At 61.6% G+C, this 19,650-nt stretch carries 21 protein-coding genes and 1 pseudogene; 12 read left to right on the top strand and 10 right to left on the bottom strand.

Annotated elements, in window-relative coordinates; translation table 11 throughout:
• The first annotated feature begins 35 nt into the window (after positions 1-35).
• Positions 36-2,081, top strand: coding sequence for an FAD-dependent oxidoreductase (locus A3A9_RS0103080; protein ID WP_027057452.1), 2,046 nt, complete (start codon positions 36-38; stop codon positions 2,079-2,081).
• Positions 2,082-2,093: 12 nt separating this feature from the next.
• Here A3A9_RS0103080 and A3A9_RS0103075 read toward each other — a convergent pair whose 3' ends face one another.
• Entirely contained in the window at positions 2,094-3,113 is a 1,020-nt protein-coding gene (locus tag A3A9_RS0103075) for a LacI family DNA-binding transcriptional regulator (protein ID WP_027057451.1), read from the bottom strand.
• 113 nt (positions 3,114-3,226) lie between these two features.
• Here A3A9_RS0103075 and A3A9_RS41065 point away from each other — a divergent pair.
• Positions 3,227-4,419, top strand: a pseudogene (locus tag A3A9_RS41065) (phytanoyl-CoA dioxygenase family protein).
• Positions 4,420-4,577: 158 nt separating this feature from the next.
• Here the strand turns inward: A3A9_RS41065 and A3A9_RS0103065 are convergent.
• Positions 4,578-4,985 carry a hypothetical protein gene (locus tag A3A9_RS0103065; protein ID WP_027057450.1) on the bottom strand — a complete coding sequence of 136 codons (408 nt, stop codon included), beginning with the start codon at positions 4,983-4,985 and terminating at the stop codon, positions 4,578-4,580.
• A 114-nt stretch (positions 4,986-5,099) separates the two neighbouring features.
• Here A3A9_RS0103065 and A3A9_RS0103060 point away from each other — a divergent pair, with 114 nt between their 5' ends.
• Positions 5,100-5,528: a MarR family winged helix-turn-helix transcriptional regulator gene (locus A3A9_RS0103060; protein WP_027057449.1), complete on the top strand. Its 429-nt coding sequence runs from the start codon at positions 5,100-5,102 to the stop codon at positions 5,526-5,528.
• An 18-nt stretch (positions 5,529-5,546) separates the two neighbouring features.
• On the opposite strand, the gene A3A9_RS0103055 is transcribed toward A3A9_RS0103060, so the two are convergent.
• Together A3A9_RS0103055 and A3A9_RS0103050 are read right to left on the bottom strand one after the other, a co-directional pair.
• Positions 5,547-6,287, bottom strand: coding sequence for a polysaccharide deacetylase family protein (locus A3A9_RS0103055; protein ID WP_027057448.1), 741 nt, complete (start codon positions 6,285-6,287; stop codon positions 5,547-5,549).
• Positions 6,288-6,363: 76 nt separating this feature from the next.
• Entirely contained in the window at positions 6,364-8,433 is a 2,070-nt protein-coding gene (locus A3A9_RS0103050) for a putative bifunctional diguanylate cyclase/phosphodiesterase (RefSeq protein WP_027057447.1), read from the bottom strand.
• 34 nt (positions 8,434-8,467) lie between these two features.
• Here A3A9_RS0103050 and A3A9_RS43835 point away from each other — a divergent pair, with 34 nt between their 5' ends.
• Genes A3A9_RS43835 through tdh form a run of 3 tightly spaced genes read left to right on the top strand, consistent with a single transcriptional unit; the run spans position 8,468 to position 11,017 of the window.
• Complete coding sequence (locus A3A9_RS43835) at positions 8,468-8,740, top strand: hypothetical protein (protein WP_152536057.1); 273 nt, start codon at positions 8,468-8,470, stop codon at positions 8,738-8,740.
• 2 nt (positions 8,741-8,742) lie between these two features.
• A complete protein-coding gene (locus tag A3A9_RS0103045; RefSeq protein ID WP_027057446.1) occupies positions 8,743-9,930 on the top strand; it encodes a glycine C-acetyltransferase in 1,188 nt (395 codons plus the stop codon).
• Between the two features lie 52 nt (positions 9,931-9,982).
• Positions 9,983-11,017, top strand: a complete 1,035-nt coding sequence (gene tdh / locus A3A9_RS0103040; RefSeq protein WP_027034693.1) for an L-threonine 3-dehydrogenase — start codon at positions 9,983-9,985, stop codon at positions 11,015-11,017.
• 210 nt (positions 11,018-11,227) lie between these two features.
• Here the strand turns inward: tdh and A3A9_RS0103035 are convergent, their stop codons facing one another.
• The gene (locus A3A9_RS0103035) at positions 11,228-11,671 is read right to left on the bottom strand and encodes a MarR family winged helix-turn-helix transcriptional regulator (RefSeq protein WP_027057445.1); all 444 of its coding nucleotides are present in this window, start codon (positions 11,669-11,671) and stop codon (positions 11,228-11,230) included.
• Positions 11,672-11,762: 91 nt separating this feature from the next.
• Here A3A9_RS0103035 and hmgA point away from each other — a divergent pair, with 91 nt between their 5' ends.
• The 5 genes from hmgA to A3A9_RS0103010 are packed head-to-tail and all read left to right on the top strand — an operon-like array spanning position 11,763 to position 15,858.
• Positions 11,763-13,076: a homogentisate 1,2-dioxygenase gene (gene hmgA / locus A3A9_RS0103030; protein ID WP_027057444.1), complete on the top strand. Its 1,314-nt coding sequence runs from the start codon at positions 11,763-11,765 to the stop codon at positions 13,074-13,076.
• Positions 13,077-13,086: 10 nt separating this feature from the next.
• Positions 13,087-13,974: an MBL fold metallo-hydrolase gene (locus A3A9_RS0103025; RefSeq protein ID WP_027057443.1), complete on the top strand. Its 888-nt coding sequence runs from the start codon at positions 13,087-13,089 to the stop codon at positions 13,972-13,974.
• Positions 13,971-14,984, top strand: coding sequence for a fumarylacetoacetate hydrolase family protein (locus A3A9_RS0103020; protein WP_027057442.1), 1,014 nt, complete (start codon positions 13,971-13,973; stop codon positions 14,982-14,984). The genes A3A9_RS0103025 and A3A9_RS0103020 overlap by 4 nt, the downstream gene beginning before the upstream one ends.
• A 15-nt stretch (positions 14,985-14,999) precedes the next feature.
• Complete coding sequence (locus A3A9_RS0103015) at positions 15,000-15,293, top strand: hypothetical protein (protein WP_027057441.1); 294 nt, start codon at positions 15,000-15,002, stop codon at positions 15,291-15,293.
• Between the two features lie 4 nt (positions 15,294-15,297).
• Positions 15,298-15,858: a DinB family protein gene (locus tag A3A9_RS0103010; RefSeq protein WP_027057440.1), complete on the top strand. Its 561-nt coding sequence runs from the start codon at positions 15,298-15,300 to the stop codon at positions 15,856-15,858.
• On the opposite strand, the gene A3A9_RS0103005 is transcribed toward A3A9_RS0103010, so the two are convergent.
• From A3A9_RS0103005 to hppD, 3 genes are all read right to left on the bottom strand, one after another.
• Positions 15,837-16,211, bottom strand: a complete 375-nt coding sequence (locus A3A9_RS0103005; protein WP_027057439.1) for a type II toxin-antitoxin system VapC family toxin — start codon at positions 16,209-16,211, stop codon at positions 15,837-15,839. The two genes, A3A9_RS0103010 and A3A9_RS0103005, sit on opposite strands and share 22 nt — an antisense overlap.
• Positions 16,208-16,435 carry a type II toxin-antitoxin system Phd/YefM family antitoxin gene (locus tag A3A9_RS0103000; protein ID WP_027057438.1) on the bottom strand — a complete coding sequence of 76 codons (228 nt, stop codon included), beginning with the start codon at positions 16,433-16,435 and terminating at the stop codon, positions 16,208-16,210. Before A3A9_RS0103000 ends, A3A9_RS0103005 begins: the two co-directional genes overlap by 4 nt.
• A 70-nt stretch (positions 16,436-16,505) precedes the next feature.
• Positions 16,506-17,618, bottom strand: coding sequence for a 4-hydroxyphenylpyruvate dioxygenase (hppD, locus tag A3A9_RS0102995; RefSeq protein WP_027057437.1), 1,113 nt, complete (start codon positions 17,616-17,618; stop codon positions 16,506-16,508).
• Between the two features lie 138 nt (positions 17,619-17,756).
• Here hppD and A3A9_RS0102990 point away from each other — a divergent pair, with 138 nt between their 5' ends.
• Positions 17,757-18,224: an Lrp/AsnC family transcriptional regulator gene (locus A3A9_RS0102990; RefSeq protein ID WP_027057436.1), complete on the top strand. Its 468-nt coding sequence runs from the start codon at positions 17,757-17,759 to the stop codon at positions 18,222-18,224.
• Here A3A9_RS0102990 and A3A9_RS0102985 read toward each other — a convergent pair.
• Together A3A9_RS0102985 and aztC are read right to left on the bottom strand one after the other, a co-directional pair.
• Complete coding sequence (locus tag A3A9_RS0102985) at positions 18,221-18,559, bottom strand: TIGR01244 family sulfur transferase (protein WP_027057435.1); 339 nt, start codon at positions 18,557-18,559, stop codon at positions 18,221-18,223. The genes A3A9_RS0102990 and A3A9_RS0102985 overlap by 4 nt on opposite strands.
• Positions 18,560-18,692: 133 nt before the next feature.
• Positions 18,693-19,634: a zinc ABC transporter substrate-binding protein AztC gene (gene aztC, locus A3A9_RS0102980; RefSeq protein ID WP_027057434.1), complete on the bottom strand. Its 942-nt coding sequence runs from the start codon at positions 19,632-19,634 to the stop codon at positions 18,693-18,695.
• Between the last annotated feature and the right edge of the window lie 16 nt (positions 19,635-19,650).

Genomic DNA, 19,650 nt, shown 5'->3' with positions numbered 1-19,650 from the left:
CGCTCATTAGCACAATTTGGAACCGCAGGAAGACAATGACCAGCAACGACCCGCTTCTCCAACCCTATCAGCTGAAGCATCTGACGCTGAAGAACCGGGTGATGTCGACCAGCCACGAGCCGGCCTATTCGGAGGAGGGCATGCCGAAACAGCGCTACCGGCTCTACCATGCCGAAAAGGCCAAAGGCGGCATGGCGCTGACCATGACCGCCGGTTCGGCCATCGTCTCGCGCGACAGCCCGGCCGCCTTCGGCAATCTGCATGTCTATGACGACAGGATCGTGCCGTGGCTCGCGGAACTCGCTGACGCCTGCCACGAACATGACTGCAAGGTGATGATCCAGATCACGCATCTTGGCCGCCGCACCGGCTGGAACAAGGCTGACTGGCTGCCTGTTCTTTCGGCCTCGCCGGTGCGCGAGCCGGCCCATCGCGCTTTTCCCAAGACCATCGAGGATTGGGACATGGAGCGTATCGTCGCCGACTATGCGTCGGCCGCCCAGCGCTGCCAGGCGGCCGGCCTCGACGGTATCGAATTCGAGTCCTACGGCCATCTGATGGATGGCTTCTGGTCGCCGGCCACCAACCATCGCGACGACGCGTATGGCGGGTCGCTCGACAACCGCCTGCGCTTCACCAACATGGTGCTGGATGCAGTACGCGCGGCGGTCGGCGAGAAATTCGTCGTCGGCATCCGCATGGTCGCCGACGAGGACTTTTCGCAAGGCCTGTCGAAGGAGGAGGGCGTCGAGATTGCCCGGCGGCTGGCCAATTCCGGCAAGGTCGATTTCCTCAACATCATCCGTGGTTCGATCGAAAGCGATGCGGCGTTGACCAAGGTCATCCCGGTGACCGGCATGCGGTCTTCGCCGCATCTCGATTTTGCTGGCGAGGTGAGGGCGGCGACAAAGTTCCCGACCTTCCACGCGGCGCGGATTTCCGACGTTGCCACCGCGCGCCATGCCATCGCGACGGGAAAACTCGACATGGTCGGCATGACCCGCGCCCACATCGCCGATCCGCATATCATCAAAAAGGTGATGGAAGGCCGCGAGCACGAGATCCGCCCCTGTGTCGGCGCCACCTATTGTCTCGACCGCATCTATGAGGGCGGCGAGGCGCTGTGCGTCCACAATGCGGCGACCGGCCGCGAGGCCGAGATTCCGCACATCATCGTCAAGACCGAGGGTCCGAGAAGAAAGGTAGTTGTCATCGGTGCTGGCGCCGGCGGGTTGGAGGCGGCGCGTGTTGCAGCGGAGCGCGGCCATCACGTCACGATCCTGGAGGCATCATCGCAAGCAGGGGGCCAGGTGCGTCTGGCAACGCAGAACCCGCGCCGCAAGGAATTGATCGGCATTATCGACTGGCGGCTGGCCGAACTCGAGCGGCTCGGCGTCGAGATCCGCTACGACACCTGGGCGGAGCAGGACGATGTCTTGGCGCTGGCGCCCGATGTGGTGGTGGTCGCCACCGGCGGCCTGCCGCAGAACCCGCCTCTGGCGGCGGGCGACAACCTCGTCACCTCGAGCTGGGACATCATGGCCGGTAGCGTCAAACCGGCCGAGAACGTGCTGCTCTTTGACGACAATGGCGGCCATCAGGGTATGGGCGCGGCTGAGTTGATCGCCAACAGCGGCGCAAGGCTGGAACTGGTGTCGCCGGAGCGTTTCTTCGCGCCTGAAATGGGCGGCATGAACCACGTTCCCTACATGCGCGCCTTCCAGGAAAAAGGCGTCACCATCACCATCAACACGCGCCTGCGCTCGGTGCGGCGCGAGGGCAATCAGCTGATTGCCGAACTCGCTTCGGATTTTGCCGATGGCTGGCGCGGGGAGCGCAGGGTCGATCAGGTGGTGGTCGAGCACGGCACCGCACCACTCGATGATCTCTATCTCAGCCTGAAGCCGCTTTCGAAGAATGGCGGGGCGATCGACTACGAACGTCTGGTTGGTGGCGGCGACATCTTTCCGTCGCGCAACCCGCAAGCCGGCTTCGTGCTGCTGCGCATCGGCGATGCGGTCGCCTCGCGCAACATCCATGCCGCCATCTATGACGGCATCAGGTTCGGCCTGCGGATCTGATCTCAGGCTCGCTCAGGCCGGCATGTTGAACGGCGTGATGACCTGGATGTTGGACGCGCCCGGCGCGACCGATTTCGGCAGTGCGCCCTGCGCCCGCATGATGTGGATGCAGGCTGCGCGCATGTCTTGCCTGAGATCGTGATGCAGCACGGCCGAGATGCGCCGGCTGCGCAGCAAGTCGAGATTGTCGGCGTCGAGATCGTGGCCGACGAACACAAGGCAGGGCCGTTTCATCCAGGCGAATGCCTGGACGATGGAGGCGTTTCCGCCGCCGATGGAATACACGGCCGCAATGTCGGGATGATTTTTCAGTGCAGTGCGAACCAGTTCGCCTGTCGCGCGATCGATGCCGTGCCCTTCGCCGATGTCGACGATGCCAAGGTCGGGAAAGTTTTCGCGCAAGGCACGGCGAAAGCCGATTTCGCGCTCCTCCTCGCCCCGGAAGCGGTTGCTGCTCAAGGTGACCAGGACATCGGCACGATTTCCGCCAAGCCATGCACCGATCAGATAGGCAGCCGTCTCGCCGGCGGCGCGGTTGTCGACGCCGACAGAGGCCAGCCTTTGGCTGTTCGGCAGATCGGTGACCAGCGTCACAACAGGTATGCCTGACTGAACGACCCGATCCACCGCGGCGGTTATTTCGGGCACATCAGGCACCTTGAGGAAAATGCCGTTGCTGCCGCGACGGGCAATCGCATCGAGCAGGGAGACGGTGTTCGCCACTGCGCGCACTTCGGCAAGGTGGTTGCGCGCCCGGAACACGGCTGGGTGGAGGCCCGGCATCTCGGCCTCAAGCGCCGCGCGCACAGCTTGGGTAAAGCGCTCAGGCGCCTCCATGACGAGATCGAGAATGAACTTGCGGCCCGACAAGCCAATCTGGGAGCGTTGCGTTTCCAGTTCGCGGATCGCCTGCTCGATGCGGCGGACGGTATGCTGCCGCACGCCGCTGCGCCCATGCAGGACACGGTCGACCGTGGCGATGCTGACGCCGGCCTGCTGGGCGATGTCCTTCACCAGGAACGGATGCGACATCAGGTGCCTCGATCAATCCTGAGGTGTTTTTGAGGTGTTCCAGCCATATGCCGCCTCTCAGCCAGAGCTATACTTGCGCCATCCAGTCGAAACAAGACCATAGGGAGGGTGCCGTGAAGGCCGACAATTTTGCCAAGCTCAGATCCGATCGTATCTGGCTTACCGCCGATAGTGCAGCATCGACGATTTTGCGGCGTCCACGCAGCTGACGACGAAGCTGGCGGACTATCCATTCGCGTCCGAGGTGCAGAAAAACGTGCTAATCTACGACGGTGCGGCGGTGCGCGCGGCCGCCGGCGATCCGGCCCGGCGCAAGGCGCTTCTCGCCGAGTGGGTCGAGGCGATGACCGACGGTCCGGGTGTGGTTGTGTTCCGCGGTGCCTTCGAGGATGTGGCTCCGGTCGATGCCGCGACGCAAGCCTTCAACGCCATCATCGCCGAGGAGCGTGCGGCTGGAGCCGGCGGCGGCGACCATTTTGCCAAGCCTGGTGCGAACGACCGGGTGTGGAATGCGTTGGAAAAGCTTTGCCTGCGTGACCCCGCAATCTTTGCTGCCTATTACGGCAACGACATCATCGCATTGATATCTGAGGCCTGGCTCGGCCCGGCCTATCAGGTCACATCGCAGGTGAACAATGTCAGGCCGGGCGGCGCATCGCAGTCGGCCCACCGGGATTATCATCTCGGCTTCCAGACCGCGTCGGTCATCGAACGCTATCCAGTGCATGTCCATCGGATTTCGCCGGTGCTGACGCTGCAGGGCGCCGTCGCCCATTGCGACATGCCGGTGGAAAGCGGCCCCACGCTTTATCTGCCCTATTCGCAGACTTACCTGCCTGGATACCTGGCGATGAACCGCCCCGAATTTCAGGCCTATTTCACCGAGCAGCATATTCAGCTGCCCCTCAAGAAAGGCGATGCGGCCTTCTTCAATCCCGCTCTGTTCCACGCTGCCGGCACCAACCGGTCGGCGGACATTCAGCGTATGGCGAACCTGCTGCAGGTGTCATCGGCCTATGGCCGCGCCATGGAAAGCGTGGATCGGACCCGCATGAGCGCGGCCCTTTACCCCGTTGTCCAGCGCATGTTGGGCAATGGCAGCCTGACCAGGCCGGCGGCTGACAATACGATCGCCTCTTCGGCGGAAGGCTATTCCTTTCCGACCAATCTCGATCGCGATCCGCCACTCGGCGGCCTGGCGCCGGAAACACAGCAGGCGCTTTTCCATCGCGCACTGGATGCGGGATGGGAACCAGCGGCCTTCGTGGAGGCACTTGAAAAACAGGCGCGCAAAAAGCTGACCTGATCGTTCGCTGCTTCCGTAGACGAAAACTGGTGGCGCGCGGCAAAACCTGCATGCGAGAGCCCGTGCATGTCGGCCCTGCCGCGCGCCCGCACGTCGTTGGCTGAGGGCCAGGGGACGTACGGTTCGGGTCTTTCGTGATTGCCGCTATGCGGCGTTCCTCAAAAGAACCGTGCCACCGCCATGCACAGCACGGTGATGACCAGTAAACCCGCGGCAATTCGCTCGCCCGTCGTCATTCTGGCGCGCAGCATGGGTTGCACCGCTGGATCGGAACCGACCAATTGACGGCTGGCGGAACCAACCACCGCGCCCTGAACGCCGGCGGCGGCAAGCGCCGTCAGAATACCCAGCGCCAGCACCGTTTCCGTCGAGCCGAAATAGGCGCCGTGGAAGAAATACCAGAGCAGTGCGCCGGTCAGGAAGACGCCGACGGCCGCGCCCATTTGCGGTCGAAACAGCCGCTCGGCGCGGATATCCGGGTCGCGCGCCAACGTGATCGTGGTGCCGGCCCAGAAAACGCCAGCCATGACATGAAGGCCCATTACAACGATGTAGACATATTGCATACCGGCTCTCCTCTCGCCTGTTGTTGATCTAATAGTTAGATATCTAACTATTAGATGTCAATGTATGAGCGCACGCCTGTTCCATCACTGAAGAACACCGTCTAGTGTCGGCTGATGACGCCCTTTGAACGCCCGCCGGTCGGCATGAATCTCGGCCGCACCGCCAAGCTTGTCGCCCAGGCTTTCGATGCCGCTTTGGTTGAAGCAGGCGGGACCTTGCCGGTCTGGCTCACGCTGCTGTCGGTCAAGTCGAATGGGCTAGCCAATCAGCGCGAGCTTGCCAGCATGATCGGCATCCAGGGCGCGACGCTCACGCACCATCTCAACGCGATGGAGGCGCAAGGCCTGCTGACGCGCCGCCGCGATCCAGTCAACCGGAGGGTCCATCTGGTCGAATTGACAGAAGCGGGAGAAGCGCTGTTCGAGACATTGCGGCAAGCCGCGCTTGTCTTCGACAAGCGGCTTCGCACGGGGCTGCCCGACGAGCGTCTGGCGGAGTTCGCACAGGTGCTGGCCGTATTGCGCGACAATGTGGAAATTTAGGAAAGCCCTCTTGTCGGCTCAGTCTTCATAGGCCGGGATCGCGCCAAATGCATAATGGCGCAGCTTCAGCGCGGTGATCAGATCGGTGAGCTTCGTCTTGCCGTCGAAACTGTCTTGGAACATCTCGTCATGCATGAGCAGGATCAGCTTGCCCGGTCTGGCGAAGTGGCCATAGCCGAACAAATGGTCGATCTCACTGACCAGGTGGTCGACACTCTGTACCGGCTCGCCGCTGTCCTTGTGCACCCATTCGTGGTCCCAGCCGTAGAGATAGAAGCCCGAAGCCGCGACGAACTCGTAGTCGGGATCCTCGCGGCCGGCTTGCGCGGGCCCGAGCGAGTTGTCGTTCTTTGACATCGAAGGCAGCCGAAACACATCACGCCCGGGCAGGCGCGCATGTACCGCGGGCTTAAGGCCCAGTACGGCATTGGCCCTGAGCATGTCGGCAACCACCCCTTCCGTATCGCTGTAGAAGTGCCGGTAGTGATTGTAGGCGTGGCTGTAGCTGTGGTTGCCGATCGTCACCAGCGGTATTGCCTTGGCACGCCGCACCAGCGCCTTGCTGGACGCACTGGCCACGGCATGCATGCCGACCATGAACAATGTTGCCGGAACCTGCTCCGCCTCCAGCACGTCGAGGATGTTGCTGGTGCCGTTCAGCGGGCCATCGTCGAAGGTCAGATAGATGGTGCGATCCGCCCCATGAGCCGGCAGCGCCGACATCAGCATGGCCGCCAGGACAAGCCGAAAGACTATCATAGACTGATGTAACCGATTGCGATCGCGACAGGCCGCCAGTTCCAGCGATTGCTTGTCAAGACGGGCCGGGTCCCGCCTAGGCCAGGCTGCCCTGCAGCACCGTCAGCCTGGCCTTCTTCGGCATGCGGGCGGTCAGCCATTCGAGCGCTTTGTCGTGCGGCATCGGGAAGGCGATGGAATAGCCTTGCACCTGGTCGCAGCCTATCGCCATCAACGAATCGAGCTCGGCCTCGGTTTCGGCACCCTCGGCGACGATCGAGATGCCGAGGCCGCGGGCAAGCTCGGTGATGGCGCGCACGATCTTGGAGTTGTCGCCATTCTCATGGATGTTTTGCACGAAGCGGCGGTCGATCTTGAGCCGATCGATCTCGTTGGGATTGACGTGGCTGAGCGATGCATAGCCGGTGCCGAAATCATCCAGTTCCAGATGCACGCCGGCCGCCCGGATGTGACGCAGCTTTGCCGCTATGCCCGTCTTCTCGTCGTCCAGAATGACGGATTCGACGATTTCCAGCGACAGTTTCTGCGGCGGCAGTCCGGCCTTTTCCAGCGTCTCGAACAGAAACGCATCAAAATCGTGCTCGCGCAGCTCGGTGCCCGAAACATTGACGGCAAGCCGCCCGAAGGCAATTCCGGCACGGTTCCATTCGGCGGCCTGGTTGATCGCCTTGCTGATCACGATGCGACCGATCTCCGGCATGAAGCCGCACTTCTCGGCGACCGGAATGAATTCGCCAGGGGGAATCATGCCGCGTTCGGCATGGTTCCAGCGCACCAGCGCCTCGATGCCGCTGATAGCGCCGGTGGTCAGCGAGACCTGCGGCTGGAAATAGACCTGGAAAGCCCGCTCGGCGATGGCGACCTTGATGTCGTGCTCGAGCTGCTTGCGATAATCGAGTTCACGGCGCAATTCCTCGGAGAAGAACGAGAAGTTGCCGCCGCCCATCTTCTTGGCGGAGTAAAGTGCCAGATCGGCATGGACGAGCAGGTCCTGCGCATTGTCGGCATCGATCGGATAGACGGCGATGCCGCCGCTGGCTCCCGGAAGAATGGTGGTGCCCTGGAAGACGATCGGCTCGTTGATGTGCGCCAGGATGCGTCGTGCCAGCATATTGATGTCTTCGGTGCTGCCGGCACCATTGAGGATCATCACGAATTCGTCGCCACCGAGCCGCGCGCACAGATCCGACGCCCGGCAGGAATCGCGCATGCGCTGTGCCGTCACCACGAGCACATAGTCGCCGGCGGCGTGGCCCAGCGTATCGTTGATCTGCTTGAAACGGTCGAGGTCGAGTTGCACGACGGCCAGACGCTCGCGCCGCCGGTGCGCACCCTTGATGAGCGTCTCGAAATGATCGGTCAGGAAGGTGCGGTTGTGCAGGCCGGTCAGTCCGTCATGAACCGCGATGAAGGCCATCGAATTGCGCGCGTCGACCAGTTCACGCGTCTTGCGCAAGATCGCGTTGGACATCGGCCTGAAGATGAACAGCGCCACCAGCAGGATGACGCCGAGCGTGGCATAGAACAGCGTACGGTGTAGGGTGAGCAGCTTTTCGGAGCGCTCATCGGCTTCGGCGGAGATACGCTGGCCGAGCGCGGCATAGCCCGACAAGGTGGCATTGGCGACCGAGGCATCAAGGTTGACGCGTTCGGCGCCGCCTTTGTAACCCTCATTGTCGAGATTGAGCCGCGATTCGAGGGCTGAGATCAGACGGTCGCCATTGGCGATCAGCCCGACCGAGAAATAGTCGAGATGGAAGGGCTTGGCGAAAAGCACGCTCTCGATCGAGTGCGGATCGAGCTTGGCCGGAGATCCCGGATCCGCGCCGGTCTGCTTGAGCAGCAGATCGTAGTTGGTCTCGAACTCCGCAGTGGCCTGCTTGAGCGCGCTGGCCAGCGCCGGCTGCTTGTCGCGCGAGGCGGCACTTGTTTCACTGGCTAGGAAGACGATGCGTTGCGACAACGTCTTCTGTGTGCCTACGATGTCGAGCAAGGTGTGGTTGTGCTGCTGGGTGGCCATCGTCTGCTGCAGCAGGACGAAGGAGGCCGCGACCATGGCGGCAATGATCAGCAATGCCAGCCAGTAGCCGGCCTTGATCAGCAGTATGAGCTTGCCTGAAACGGTTTGCACCGGCTGCTGCGACATGTTCGGGGGCGGCCTCTCGCCAACGGATTCCTGTATGAGCACCATTGAACTGCAAACGTTAACAGGACTGGAAATCGACAGCCGGTCGGCAAGGGGGAGATGCGGAAAGAACTTGAAATGGTTATCGGGTTGTTTCGCGGCCGGCCCGCATTTGAGCATTCGTTTGTCCCATGTATTTCCGGGTGGTCGCGTGGGTGCTGCCCATGGCGTCTCCATTGATGCTGCCCGGCCACCCGATCCAGTCGCTTTTGCGATGGATTTTTTGCGCAAGCGGGACGACAGTCTGCCCAAGTCAAACGGGACCTGATCATGACCGCAGCATTCCTCTCCCACATCGACAGCGAGCTTGCCGGGCTCAAAACGGCCGGCCTCTACAAGTCCGAGCGGGTGATCTCCTCGATGCAGTCGGCGCAGATCGAGGTCGGCGGCGAGAAAGTGCTGAACTTCTGCGCCAACAACTATCTCGGCCTTGCCGACAGCGCCGACCTGCGGAAGGCGGCCACCCAGGCGCTAGACCGCTACGGCTATGGCATGGCCTCGGTGCGCTTCATCTGCGGCACGCAGGAGGAACATAAAGAGCTCGAGGCGACGATTTCATCCTTCCTCGGCCTGGAAGACACCATCCTCTACGGCTCCTGTTTCGACGCCAATGGCGGCCTGTTCGAGACGCTGCTTGGCGAGGACGACGCGATCATCTCGGATGCGCTGAACCATGCCTCGATCATCGACGGCGTCAGGTTGTCGAAGGCCAAACGCTTCCGCTACGCCAACAACGACATGGCCGATCTAGAAGCGCGACTGAAGGAAGCCGGGGATTGCCGCTTCCGGCTCATCGCCACCGATGGTGTGTTCTCGATGGACGGCATCATCGCCAACCTGAAAGGCGTCTGCGACCTTGCCGAGAAATACGGCGCCATGGTCATGGTCGATGACAGCCATGCGGTTGGCTTCGTCGGCAAGAACGGTCGCGGCTCGGCCGAACATTGCGGCGTCGAGGGCAGGGTCGACATCATCACCGGCACGCTGGGCAAGGCGCTCGGCGGCGCTTCCGGCGGCTACACCTCGGGCAAAAGCCAGGTGGTCGACTGGCTGCGCCAGCGCTCGCGGCCCTATCTCTTTTCTAACACGCTGATGCCGGCAATCGCCGGAGCCTCGATCAAGGTGTTCGAGCTGATCCGCAATGGCGACGCCTTGCGCGAGCGCCTATATGCCAATGCGGCGCGGTTCAGATCTGAGATGGGCAAGATCGGCTTCACATTGGCCGGAGCCGATCATCCGATCATCCCGGTGATGCTGGGCGATGCCAGCCTGGCGCAGGAGATGGCGGCACGCATGCTGAAGCGCGGCATCTATGTCATCGGTTTCTCGTTCCCGGTGGTGCCGAAGGGCCAGGCGCGCATTCGCACCCAGATGTCGGCGGCGCATTCCATTGCCGATATCGACCGTGCGGTAGAGGCTTTCGCCGCAGTCGGCAGGGAGCTGGGCGTGATTTCCTGAACGGCCGGCGCCTAAAAGCGATTCCGGATCAAAAGATTCAAGGGACAAAAGAATGTCGAACATGATGAAGGCGCTGGTGAAGGCCAAAGCCGAGCCGGGCATCTGGATGGAAGAGGTCCCGGTGCCGGAGATCGGCCCCAACGACGTGCTGATCAAGATCAAGAAGACGGCGATCTGCGGCACGGACGTTCACATCTACAATTGGGACCAGTGGGCGCAAAAGACGGTGCCGGTGCCGATGGTCACCGGCCATGAGTTTGTCGGCACCGTTGCCGATTTCGGTGCCGCGGTGACCGAATACAAGGTCGGCCAGCGCGTTTCCGGCGAAGGCCACATCGTCTGCGGCCATTGCCGCAACTGCCGCGCGGGCAGGGGACATCTGTGCCGCAATACGCTAGGCGTCGGCGTCAACCGTCCCGGCGCCTTCGGCGAGTATCTGGCGATCCCGCAGCACAATGTCGTGCCGATCCCCGACGACGTGCCCGACGAGATCGCCGCGATTTTCGACCCCCTGGGCAATGCCGTCCACACGGCATTGTCCTTCGACCTGGTCGGCGAGGACGTTCTGGTCACCGGCGCCGGGCCGATCGGCATCATGGGTGCGCTGGTGGCACAATGCGTCGGCGCGCGAAAGGTGGTCATCACCGACATCAACCCGGTGCGGTTGGCGCTGGCCAAAAAGCTCGGCGTCCAGCATGTCGTCGATGCCTCGAAGGAAAAGCTGCGCGATGTTATGCCGGTGCTCGGCATGACCGAGGGTTTTGACGTCGGCCTCGAAATGTCGGGCGCAGCACCCGCTTTCCGCGACATGATCGACACCATGAACAATGGCGGCAAGATCGCCATTCTGGGGATCGCCCCGACCGGCTTCGAGATCGACTGGAACAAGGTCATCTTCAAGATGCTGCATCTCAAGGGCATCTATGGCCGCGAGATGTTCGAGACCTGGTACAAGATGATCGCGCTGGTCCAGGGTCCGCTCGATGTCAGCGGGCTGATCACGCATCGGATTGGCATCGACGATTATCAGGCCGGGTTCGATGCGATGCGGAGCGGCAGTTCGGGCAAGGTGGTGATGGACTGGTGAGGCGCATCGATAGAGACGTCGAGTTCCTTCGCGCCCCCCTCTGTCCTGCCGGACATCTCCCCCACGAGGGGGGAGATTAGCTGTTTCGGCGCGCCGCCATTTCTCCAACGTTAGCGATTGGCGAAAGCCTGCGTGACGTCCGATCTCCCCCCAAAGTGGGGGAGATGTCCGGCAGGACAGAGGGGGCGCTGTCCCTCCAGCCTATCAGCTCTACTTCCCTTCCAACGCCCCCTCCAGTGCTGCTACGCTGCTGACAATCGCCACCCGCTCCGCCGCACTCATCCTCTCCAGCAATTCCCCTTCAAACGCCTTCGCCAGCGGCACCATCTCGCAATAGGCGGCGAGCCCGGCCTTGGTCAGCGCCAGATGCTCCACACGCCGATCATTCTCGTCGGGCGTCCGCGTCAGCCAACGCCTTCGCTCAAGCTCCGCCACGGCGCGCGAGACCTTGGTTTTGTGCATGGCCGACTGCTCGCCGAGTGCCGTCGCGGTCATCGTGCCGCGCTGTCCCAGTCCGGAGAGCGTTCGCCATTCCGGCCGCGTCAGGCCGTGGCGGTCCCTGTAGATTTTCGAGAACTCGCGACTGACCGCATCGGCTAGCCGGTAAAGCCGGTAGGGCAGGAAGCTTTCAAGTTCCAGGATTTCCGGTTCCATGGTTCAATTTCCCTACGCGCCATGGTGGCATTGATAGTTACATTTTCAATGGTTACAAATGAAACAAGTTTGGTCAATCCGGGAGGAACCGATGGCCTTTTCCTACATGCCGGGCTTCGGCAACGATTTTGAGACCGAAACCTTGCCCGGCTCGCTGCCGCAGGGCCGCAACTCGCCGCAGCGGCCGGCTTACGGTCTCTATGCCGAGCAGCTTTCCGGCTCGCCCTTCACCGCTCCGCGCGGTACCAACGAGCGCTCCTGGCTCTACCGCATCCGGCCGAGCGTCAAGCACACCGGCCGTTTCAAACCGGCGAACTATCCCTTGTGGAAGACCGCGCCCAATGTCGGCGATCATGAATTGGCGCTTGGCCAGTATCGCTGGAACCCGGTGCCGATGCCGAAGGAGCCGACCGACTTTATTCAGGGCATGCGCAGCATCACCACGGCCGGCGACGTGCTCGGGCAGACCGGCATGGCAGCCCATGTCTATGTCGCCAACACATCGATGGTCGACGACCATTTCTTCAACGCCGACGGCGAGTTGCTGGTCGTGCCGCAGATTGGCGCCTTGCGTCTGGTGACGGAGATGGGCGTTATCGAGCTTCGGCCAGGCGAGATCGCCGTTTTGCCGCGCGGCCTCGTCTTCAAGGTTGAGTTAGTCGACAAGGAAGTGCGCGGCTATGTCTGCGAGAACTATGGCGCCAAGCTGACATTACCCGATCGCGGCCCGATCGGCGCCAATTGCCTGGCCAATCCGCGCGATTTCAAGACGCCTTGCGCCTGGTTCGAGGAGAAGGAGACGCCGTGCCGGCTGATCGTAAAATGGTGCGGCAATTTCCACGTCACCGAGATCGGCCATTCGCCACTCGACGTCGTCGCATGGCACGGCAACTACGCCCCTTACAAATATGATCTGGTAACGTTTTCGCCGGTCGGCGCGCTGCTGTTCGACCATCCCGATCCGTCGATCTTCACGGTGCTGACCGCGCCGAGCGGCGAGGAAGGCACCGCCAACATCGACTTCGTCATCTTCCCGCCGCGCTGGCTGGTGGCCGAAGATACGTTCCGGCCACCCTGGTATCATCGCAATATCATGAGCGAGTTCATGGGCCTGATCCACGGCCAGTACGACGCCAAGGAAGAGGGGTTTGTTCCCGGCGGCATCAGCCTGCACAATCTGATGCTGGCCCATGGTCCGGATGCGCCTGGCTTCGAAAAGGCCTCGCGTGCGGATTTGAAACCGGTCAAGCTCGACAACACCATGGCCTTCATGTTCGAGACCCGCTACCCGCAGATGCTGACCCGCTACGGTGCCGAATTGGAAACAAGGCAGGACAATTACATCGACTGCTGGGCCGATCTGAAGAAGCGCTTCAATGGCACGCCCGAGGGCGACTGGTCTTGAGATCAGTTCAATGAGTGATCGCCTTGTGCTTCTTGGCTCCAAGGGTGGTCCGGCGCTGCGGCCAGGCGGACCGTGGCCGAGCTCATCGCTGCTGGAGATCGGCGGTCGAGCCATCGTCGTCGACTGCGGGCTCGGCGTGACACGCGGGTTGGTCGATGCCGGGATCGGCCTGAAGGCGCTCGACCTGATCTTCATCACGCATCTGCATTCCGACCATGTGTTGGAACTTGGACCGCTGATCCACACTGCCTGGACGGCGGGGCTGGTGACGCCGGTCAACGTATTCGGCCCGCCTGGCACCGGCCACTATTGGCGACGTTTTTGCCAGGCGATGGAATTCGATATCGAAATCCGCATCGTCGATGAGGGCCGCCCCGACATTCGTGACCTGGTTTCAATCGACGAATTCGGCGAAGGCCAGGTTGTCGAGCAGCGCGGCCTCAAAGTGATGGCGCTGCGCGTCGATCATCCGCCGGTCACCGACTGCTTTGCCCTGCGCTTCGAGCATGGCGGCAAAAGCGTGGTGTTCTCCGCCGATACGGCCTTCTTTCCGCCGCTCGCCGATTTTGCCGAAGGTGCCGATATTCTCGTCCACGAAGCCATGCTGGAGCAAGGTATTGAGCGGCTGGTTGCCAGAACCGGCAACGGTGCGCGGCTCAAGGAACATCTGCTTGCCAGCCACAGCTTTGCCGAAGAGGCCGGGCGCATCGCCAGCGATGCCGGCGTGAAGAGGCTGGTGCTCAACCACCTCATTCCGGCCGACGATCCCGAGATCGGCGAAGTCGACTGGCAGGCCGCTGTCAGGAAAACATGGGCCGGCGACTTGACGATCGCGCGCGACGGCCTTGTTGTGGAACTAAGCGGCTGGAAAGCCGCACAAGGAGAGGGAACAGCATGAAGCTTGCCACATTGAAGGACGGGACGCGCGATGGAAAACTCGTCGTCGTCTCGCGCGACCTGACGCAGTACACCGACGCCTCATTCCTGGCACGCACGCTGCAGGCCGCGCTCGACGACTGGCGCAGGATTTCGCCGCATCTGGCGACCATCGCGGAATCGCTGGAGAACAATGCGGTCCCATCTGCCCGCTTTCACGAGCATGACGCCCATTCGCCGCTGCCGCGCGCCTATCAATGGGCCGATGGCTCGGCCTATGTGAACCACGTTGAGCTGGTGCGAAAAGCGCGCGGCGCCGAAATGCCGGCAAGCTTCTGGACCGACCCGCTGATCTACCAGGGTGGCTCGGACTCTTTTATTGCGCCACGCGACCCGATCCGCATGGCCGACGAGGCCTTCGGCATCGACATGGAGGGCGAAGTCGCTGTCATCGTCGATGACGTGCGGATGGGCGCGAGCCTTGACGAGGCAAGGGCCGCGATCCGGCTGCTCATGCTGGTCAATGACGTCACGCTGCGCGCGCTGACCGGGCCGGAACTGGCGAAAGGGTTCGGCTTCTTCCAGTCAAAGCCATCCTCGGCCTTTTCGCCGGTGGCGGTGACGCCGGATGAACTCGGCGACGCCTGGGATGGCGGCAAGGTCAGTCTGCCGCTGCTGGCCGACCTTAACGGCAAACCCTTTGGCCGCGCCGATGCCGGCGTCGACATGACCTTCGATTTTCCGGCGCTGATCGTGCACGCCGCCAGGACAAGGCCGCTGGTATCAGGCACCATTATCGGCTCGGGCACGGTCTCCAACAAGCTCGACGGCGGCCCGGGCAAGCCCGTCTCGGCCGGCGGCGCCGGCTATTCCTGCATTGCCGAACTGCGTATGATCGAGACCATCGAGGCGGGCGAGCCCAAGACGCCTTTCCTGCGCTTCGGCGATACGGTGCGCATCGAGATGAAGGACAAGACCGGACATTCGATCTTCGGCGCCATCGAGCAGAAGGTCGAGAAATACCAGGGCTAAACAGGGGGCAATGGAATGACGGGGGAGGCGTTCTATCTTCTGGCAGGCGTCTGGGCGCTTGGGATTCTGGCGGTCTTCATCCTGGCGATCCGGTTGAGCTACCGCATCGAGGCACGCTCGCCGGACCTGACCAACCGCAGCGGCTTTCCGCGCAAGGCGATGATGTTTCACACCATCACCAACATGAATGTGGCGCGGGATGAGGAAACACAAGCCATGCGGCGGCGCATGAACCGGTTGCTGCTGGTCGTTCTCGCCGGATTCGCGATTATGGGGCTAGGCTTGCATCTGGTGCGGGCAGGGGGATGATCTCATGACTCTGCTGGATCATCTGCGCCGCATGGCAGGCAACAATCTCTGGTCGAACGACCGGCTCTATCGTGCCGTATTGGCGCTCAAGCCCGGCGAGTTCGAAGCCCGGCGCATCAGCTTTTTCCCGTCGATCAAGGCGACGCTCAACCACATGCTGGCGGTCGATCATCTCTATCTCGATTTTCTCGAAGAGGGCGGCGTTGGTGCCGCCGCCCATGACGATTTCGTGCCATTAGAAGAGCCCCAGGCACTTTACGTCGCTCAGCTTGCGGCCGATCGGAGGCTGATCGCCTTCTGCAGTAGCCTGTCGGAAGCCGATCTCGACCGCCGCGTCATCACTGACCGGCGCGAGGACGGCATGATCCAGGAAAAGATCGGCGCCATCCTTGCCCATGTCTTCCTGCACGACATCCACCACCGCGGCCAGGTGCACGCCATGCTGTCCGGCACCTCGGTCGCGCCGCCGCAACTCGACGAGTTCCTGCTCGATTATGATGTGAAGCTGAGGGAGAAAGAGGTCGAGCGGCTGCGATTGGATCGTCAGACCAACGCAACGTCATAGGTCGAAAATTGCCGGTCCGCGGTGACCAACGTGAGGCCTTCAATTTGGGCCTGAGCTATCAGCAGACGGTCGAAGGGATCGCGGTGGTGAAGCGGCAGATGCTCAAGTCTCGCCGCGTGTAGTTCGTTTACGGCGAGGATCGGAATCCCATTCGATCGCAGGATGTCTACGATGTCGCCTTTAAGCGTGACTTTGCCGAGCGATTTCTTGATGGCGATCTCGGCTACCGAGATGGCGCTGACGATCACATCCTTGCCCGCAACAAAGATGTCGCGATGATGATCCGAAAGACGTGAATCCGCGTTGAGTACCCAAAGCAGAATATGGGTATCGACCAGATATTTGCGGCTCATTTAATATACTCGTCCCATTCGGGACCGAGTTCATCAAAATCATCCGATATCCAGATTTGGCCCTTCAAGGCTCCAAGCAGGCGTTTGCTGCCGCCGGGCCGGGCGGGGGCGCTCAAGGTCGCGACAATTTCCCCATGTCGGGTCAGATGGATTTCTTCGCCGGCCTGGGCACGCTTCACCAACTCGGAGAGCTGAGCTTTCGCTTTTGCCATCGGAATATTCATCGTCGCACCTTTATGACCATAATTTAGGTCATAATTGATCGGGACGCAAGAGGGTTGGGTTTGGGCCGGTCTATTCCGCCGCCTGCACCTTGATCACGCCGCGCTTGATCTGGTCCTGCTCGATCGATTCGAACAGCGCGCGGAAATTGCCTTCACCAAAGCCTTCGTCACCCTTGCGCTGGATGAACTCGAAGAAGATCGGCCCGATCACGGTTTTGGAAAAGATCTGCAGCAGGATCTTGGTCATGCCGCCGTCCACCACGCCTTCGCCGTCGATGAGAATGCCGTGCTTCTTCATCGGCTCGATCGGCTCGTCATGGCCGTTCACCCTGGCATAGGACATGTCGTAATAGGTTTCCGGCGGGCCAGGCATGAACTTCAGCCCGTTGTCGGCGAGCTTGTCGGTGGCGGCGTAGATCTCGTCGGTGCCGACCGCAATGTGCTGGATGCCTTCGCCATTGTACTTCTTCAGATATTCAGCGATCTGGCTGGTCTCGTCCTTGGATTCGTTCAGCGGAATGCGGATTTTGCCGCAAGGCGAGGTGATGGCGCGGCTGACCAGCCCGGTGATCTTGCCGTCAATATCGAAGAAATGAATCTGCTTGAAACCGAACAACTCGCGGTAGAAATCCCACCACTTGTCCATCTGGCCGCGATAGACATTGTGGGTCAGGTGGTCGAGGAAATAGAAGCCGACGCCTTGCGGCCGCGGGTCGCGCGCGTCAAGCCACTCGAACTCGGCATCGTAAGCCGAGCCCCTCTTGCCGTAGGCGTCGATGAAATAAAGCAGCGAGCCACCGATGCCGACGATCGCCGGCACGTCGAGCGCCTTGTCGTCGCCTTCGTAAGGCGTGGCGCCTTTCGAAACGGCTTGGTCGAAGGCATGCTTGGCATCGACCACGCGCCAGGCCATCGAGGCAGCGCAAGGGCCATGCTTGTCGACGAATTTCATTGCATGCGAACCCGGCTCGGCATTGACGACATAGTTGATGTCGCCCTGGCGCCAGACGGTGATGTCTTTGGTCCGGTGCTTCGCTACCGCCACATAGCCCATGCGGGCGAACAGTTCGGCCAGCTTTTGCGGCTCCGGATGCGCGAATTCGACGAACTCGAATCCATCGGTGCCGGCGGGGTTGTCCTTGCTGATCGTGGCGGGCGGGGCGTCGTGAGGGAAGGGACCCATGATATTCCTCCGAAAACTGGCTTGGCCTGAAAAGACCATCTCACGCCATCATAGCGCGGAGCAGGCGCATGGTGCTTGCATTCAAACGCTTGAAATGATCATGTCATGCGCGAAGTGTGCATGTTGAGAGATAAAATAATGGATGGGACGCGCATTGATCTGTTTGACCGCAAGATAATGGCGCTCCTGCAGGGCGATGCGCGGCTGACCAACAATGACCTTTCGGAGCGGGTGAACCTGTCGGCGTCGCAATGCTCGCGCCGGCGACAGCGGCTGGAGGAGGACGGCTATATCAAGGGCTACCGGGCCGTGCTCGACCGCGACAAACTCGGCTTCTCGCTGGTCAACGTCATTTCGGTGACGCTTGCCACTCACAATCGCGATAATGCCAGGCGCTTCGGCGAACTGCTAGCGCGGCTGCCGGAAGTGCAGGAGGCGCACGCGCTGACCGGCGAGATGGATTATATCCTGAAGGTGGTGACGCCTGATCTCAAATCACTGTCGGAATTCGTCAACGGCGTGCTTCTGCCGCATGAATCGGTCCAGCATGTGAAGACGGCGATTGTGCTGGAAACGCTGAAGGAGACCGGTGCGCTGCCGATCTAACCCTTTGACTGCTGGATCAGCCCATACAGATTGGTGCACCGGGCGCCGGAGCGGCAATAGGCGAACACCGGGCCTTCGAGCGCATCGAGCGCCTCGGCCTGGTCCTCGACATTCTCGGCGGTGATCTGGCCGCTTATGACCGGGATGTAGCGGAAGGCGAGGCCGGCGGCCTCGACCGCCGACCCGATGCTTTTGGCCGAAGGCTGGCCGGGCTGCTCATCGTCAGGCCGGTTGCAGATGACGCTCTTGAAGCCGGCTTCCTTGATGGCGGCGACATCTTCGGCCTGGATCTGGCCAGAGACCGAATAGTCCTCGCTGATTTCGCGGTATTCCATGGTGCTGTCCTCGCAATCCTAGATGCCTGGTGGCCTGACCGGAGTCTTGCCATTCCCTGAGGTGGTCGGCAACTGCTAACCGCAGCCAGCCTGATTTCAGGTGGCTGCGGTGCTTGCGAGTGAGATGCCGGTCTCAGCTGCCGAGGATCGCGCCTTTGATCTGACGGATGTTGTTGTGCATCATGTCGATATAGGTCGAGCCGGGGCCATCGGGCTGCGACAGCGCGTCCGAATAGAGCGTGCCGCCCACCTTGATGCCGGTCTCGCTGGCGATCTGCTCGATCAGGCGCGGGTTGGTGATGTTCTCGACAAAGATGGCCGAGGCCTTGTCCTGCTTCACTTGGCTAACCAGCCTGGCGACATCGGCGGCCGACGGTTCGGAATCAGTCGAGATGCCTTGCGGGGCAAGAAAAGTCAGCCCGTATTCGTGTTCGAAATAGCCGAAGGCATCATGCGAGGTGATGACGACGCGCTTGGCTTCAGGGATCGACTGGATCGCCGCCTTCACTTCGCCTTCCAGTGCATCGAGCTTCTTGGTGTAGGCGGCGGCATTGGTCTGGTAGCCGACGCAGCCATCGGTGTCGGCCGCGCAGAACGCCTCGGCGATGTTCTTCACATAGATCTTGGCATTGGCGATCGACTGGAAGGCGTGCGGATCGGTGACCGTTTTGCCGCCGCCGGTGCCGGCACCTTCGGCTGCGTCGGCATCGGCGAATTCAGGCTTGAAGTCGATCGGCGTCACGCCGTTGGTCAAGGTGATGATCGAGGCCTTGGTGGCGCTGGCATCGACCAGCCGCTGCAGAAAACCTTCAAAGTGCAGGCCGTTGACCAGAACGATATCGGCCTTGGCCATGGCCACTGCGTCGGCCGGGCTCGGCTCATAGACATGGGCGTCGCCATCCGGCCCGACGATGGTCGTCAGATCGATGCGGTCGCCACCGACATTCCTGGCGAAATCGGCAATGACCGTGAAACTGGCGACCACTTTCAGCGGCGCAGCAAAGGTCGAGGATGCACCAAAGGCGGTTAATGTTATAACGCTCAACGCCAGGGCGGCACGGATGGATTTCAGCATAAGCGAGGGGCTCCTT

This window comes from Mesorhizobium loti CJ3sym, from assembly GCF_000472785.1.
Lineage (GTDB): Bacteria > Pseudomonadota > Alphaproteobacteria > Rhizobiales > Rhizobiaceae > Mesorhizobium > Mesorhizobium loti_E.
Note: the sequence above shows the minus strand (reverse complement) of the source record. Positions and strands in the feature narration are given on the sequence as shown.